The 3,523-nt window shown below is 71.9% G+C and carries 4 protein-coding genes and 1 pseudogene; 1 reads left to right on the top strand and 4 read right to left on the bottom strand.

Annotated elements, in window-relative coordinates; translation table 11 throughout:
* The 4 genes and pseudogenes from G6028_RS04975 to G6028_RS04960 form a co-directional block, all read right to left on the bottom strand.
* Window positions 1-413 (bottom strand): annotated as a pseudogene (locus G6028_RS04975) (hypothetical protein); the annotation flags it as partial.
* A 154-nt stretch (window positions 414-567) separates the two neighbouring features.
* The gene (locus G6028_RS04970; RefSeq protein WP_182658232.1) at window positions 568-1,419 is read right to left on the bottom strand and encodes a hypothetical protein; all 852 of its coding nucleotides are present in this window, start codon (window positions 1,417-1,419) and stop codon (window positions 568-570) included.
* 109 nt (window positions 1,420-1,528) lie between these two features.
* Window positions 1,529-2,134 carry a CueP family metal-binding protein gene (locus G6028_RS04965; RefSeq protein ID WP_259846537.1) on the bottom strand — a complete coding sequence of 202 codons (606 nt, stop codon included), beginning with the start codon at window positions 2,132-2,134 and terminating at the stop codon, window positions 1,529-1,531.
* A gap of 23 nt (window positions 2,135-2,157) precedes the next feature.
* Window positions 2,158-2,823, bottom strand: coding sequence for a DUF305 domain-containing protein (locus G6028_RS04960; protein ID WP_182658230.1), 666 nt, complete (start codon window positions 2,821-2,823; stop codon window positions 2,158-2,160).
* 234 nt (window positions 2,824-3,057) lie between these two features.
* On the opposite strand from G6028_RS04960, the gene G6028_RS04955 reads away from it, so the two are divergent.
* A partial coding sequence (locus G6028_RS04955) for a response regulator transcription factor (RefSeq protein WP_241730548.1) occupies window positions 3,058-3,523 on the top strand: 466 nt, incomplete at its 3' end.

Here is a 3,523-nt window from a genome sequence, read left to right as displayed (position 1 = left end):
ATCGGGTACGGCTGCGGCATGAAGGGCTGCGGCATGAAGGGCTGGGGAGGGTACTGCTGGGGCATGACGTGCTGCGGCATGAGGTGCTGCGGCAGGTACGGCCGGTACGGGCCGGGAACGAAGGGGTCGTTGTCGAACGCGGGTGGCGCTCCCAGATGCCGGGGGGCGAAGTCCTGGTCAGGGCGGTACGGCGCGGCGGGTGAGTTGCCGTAGGGCAGACCGCCCTCGTGCGCCAGGGGTTCGGCGGGCCCGGCGGCCGGGCGGGTCGGGAACTGCTCCGTCGGGAACCGTTCCGTCGGGAACTGCTCAGGGGGGAACCTCTGGATGGGGGCGAACTGGTCCGTGGGCGCCGGAAGGCGGTCCCGACCGGCGTCCGAGGACTCGTCGGGCCGGTAGGGGAACTGCTCGTTCATGGCGTCTCATTTCACGGTGCGGGAGAGGCGACTCGACTGACGTCGGGGTCACCCTAGCCGCGGCCGCGCGCCGCTCACCCGGGGCGGAACGGAAATCCGGGAGAAGATCGGGGGACCCCTGCAGCGCGCCCGGCCGGGTCGTCAGGGTCTACCCCTACGAGCCACCGCTCTCCCGGCGTCTGTGGACGAGTAACCAGACGAGCAGCACCGCGAGGAGGCTCACCAGTGCCACACCGGCCCCCAGGGGGCGGACCGTGGCGGAGGTGGCACCGGTCCACGCGTCCGGGGTGGGTCCGTCGTCAGGCGAGGGAAGGGTGAGGTCCTGCGCTCGCGTCTGCTTCTCGGCGCCGCTCGCCAGAGCGACGGTCGCGTTCCACTCGCCGGCGGGGACCGGCAGGTCCGCCGACAGCGGGAATCGGACCTCGGCCGTCTCGCCGGGAGCGATCGTGACGGGCTCCGCTGCGATCGGTGGGGTCGCCAACCCGCCGGGCCCGCCGGTGAGGTCGAGGGTGCCGGCCACGTCGATCGCCCGTCGTCCCGTGTTGGACACGGTCGCGAGGAAGGCGGCCACCCCGAGCGCGGTCCAGACCGGCCGGAGATCGACGATCTCGAAACCCGACCCGGGGTCGTCGCCCGCGCCGGTGGAGAGGTAGACGCGGACCCCGACGCGGGAGATCCGGTCGAGGCCGGCCTCGTGCGAGCCCGAACCGCCCCCGGAGGACCCGACCGACCCGAGCGATCCGGCCTCCGACCCCACCGACCCCGCTGAGCCCACCGACCCAGTACCCGATCCGGTCGCGCTCCCGCCCGGGGCCGCGGAGGTGTGGGACGCCCAGATCACCGCGTACTGCTCGGCATCCGGGGCCTCGGCGGGCACGGAGATCGTCGCGACCACCTCGGCCGACGCCCCGGGCTGCAGGTACAGAACCGGCCGGTCGACGCGGATCCACCGGGACAGGGCGCTCGATTGACCGGGCGCTGAGGGGAGGAAGCTCCCGTCCTGCAACGCGGCCGGCCCGGGATCTATTGCGTCAAATCCGGCGGCGTGTCGCGGGTGTGAACCGGATGGCGGGTCGCCCCATGGTGCAGCTGAGTCGGTGTGACGGGTGCGGCGCCTACGCCACCTGCATCGTGGTCAGACAGGTCAGGTCGTCTCCGCCGGTCGAGACCGGCGACGTCGTCGAGTCGCCGTCGTGCTCGATGGTCAGCGTGCCGGTGAGGTCGCGCGGGAGCCACAGGCCCACGAAGCCGTTGTCGTAGGTCGTGCGGGTCTCGTCGAGGACGGTCCGCCCGGTCGCCTCGTCCGTCACGGTCACCTGCACGGTCTCGCCGCCGAGCTCACCGAGGCACGTGGTGAGGCTGTGGAAGAAGCAGTCGTGCGTATAGGTCCGGTACGGGGCCACGGAGAGGTAGAACTCGTCGGCCGGCATCGGCAGCGCCGTCTCCTCGAACCCGCCGGTGGGATCGCTGAGCACCAGCTGGTCCGGCTCGACGGAGGCCCACAGGTCGTCGGGCCGCTCGGCCACGGGCATCGTGTCGAGTCGCTCGATCACCTGGCGGGCGTCCAGCCCCTCCAGATCGTGCTGCTCGACGAGGGTGGCCGCGGCCTGATCGGGCGTGGAGTCCGGCTCCGGCTCCGCCGAGGTACAGGCGGTCAGCGCCAGCGACCCCGCGACCACGGCCGCGAGCAGGGCGCGACGGCGCGCGGACGGGCGGGGCACAATCGACAGAACACTCACCACGGTCACAGGCCCGCGAGCATCTCACGCATCTGATCGATCTCCCGCTGCTGGGTGTCGATGATGGCCCGGGCCAGCTCGACCGCCTGCGGGTGGGTGCCGTTATCCACCTGGTCCTCGGCCATGTCGATCGCGCCCTCGTGGTGGACGATCATCTGCTCCAGGAACAACCGCGCGGCGTCGGTACCCTCGGCGTCGGCCAGCTCCCGCATCTCCTGCGGCGAGAGCATGCCGTCCATCATGCGCATCTCGCCGGCGTCACCCATGTGGTCGCCCATGTGATCGCCCATGTGGTCGCCATGATCGCCGCGGCCCATGCCGGGCTCGCCCCACTCCTCGAGCCACTCGTCGAGCTGCTCGATCTCCGGGCCCTGCGCGGCCTTGATCTCCTCGGCCAGCTCGCGGACGTCGTCGGGGACACCCTCCTTGGCCAGGATGATGTCGCTCATCTCGATGGCCTGCTCGTGGTGCGGGATCATCATCCGCGCGAACCGCACGTCGGCGGCGGAGTGCTCGGACGCGTCGCCCTCCTCGGTGGTCGCGGGAGCGCCGTCCTCGGCGGTGGTGGTCGTGGCCGGCGTCGTGGCCGTCGTGTCGTCGCCGTCGTCGGCACAGGCGGAGAGCGTGAGGACGGCCACGGCTGCGGCGGCGAGGAAGATCCTGCTGGTCATCGTCGAGGTCCTTTCGAACGGAGCGGCCGGGCGCCCGGACTGCTGGGAACCATCCTGCCCGTCGGGTCCGGCGCTCCGGATGGAGGTCGTGTGAAGGTTTGGTCAAGGCCGTCGCGGGGGCGGCGGAACCGCAGGAGGGGCGCGATGATGGGACCCATGACCCCCAGCCCTGGCGACCACGGACAGGCCGGTGCACCCGATCCCGTGCCGCGCCCGCCCACGGGGTTGCGGGCGATGGTCGTCGACGACGAGCAGTCCCTCGCGGACCTGGTCGCCTCGTATCTCCGTCGCGACGGATTCGAGGTCACCGTCACCGGCGACGGTGCCGAGGCGGTCACGTTGGCGCGGTCGGTGGACCCGGACGTGATCGTCCTGGACCTGGGGTTGCCGGGGCTGGACGGGGTCGAGGTGTGCCGGCGGATCAGGGCGCACTCCGACGCGTACGTAGTGATGCTCACCGCCCGGACCGACGAGGTCGACACACTGATCGGGCTGTCCGTCGGCGCGGATGACTACATGACCAAGCCGTTCAGCCCCCGCGAGCTCATGGCCAGGATCCAGGCGATGTTGCGCAGACCGCGGGGTCCCGTGACCGGGTACGACGACGAGGTGGCGGCCGCCGGGTCCGCGGGCACCACCCCGGTGGACGCGCGTCTGCGGAGGATCGGGGATCTGACCATCGACGTGGCCGGTCGCGAGG

Origin of the sequence: Dietzia cercidiphylli (assembly GCF_014145145.1) — a bacterium.
GTDB classification, from domain to species: domain Bacteria; phylum Actinomycetota; class Actinomycetes; order Mycobacteriales; family Mycobacteriaceae; genus Dietzia; species Dietzia natronolimnaea.
This window is presented reverse-complemented; position numbering and strand designations above follow the sequence as displayed.

Coding starts and splice junctions, on each gene's coding strand:
- G6028_RS04960 (WP_182658230.1), bottom strand. CDS start 2,823: ATGACCAGCAGGATCTTCCTCGCCGCCGCAGCCGTGGCCGTCCTCACG.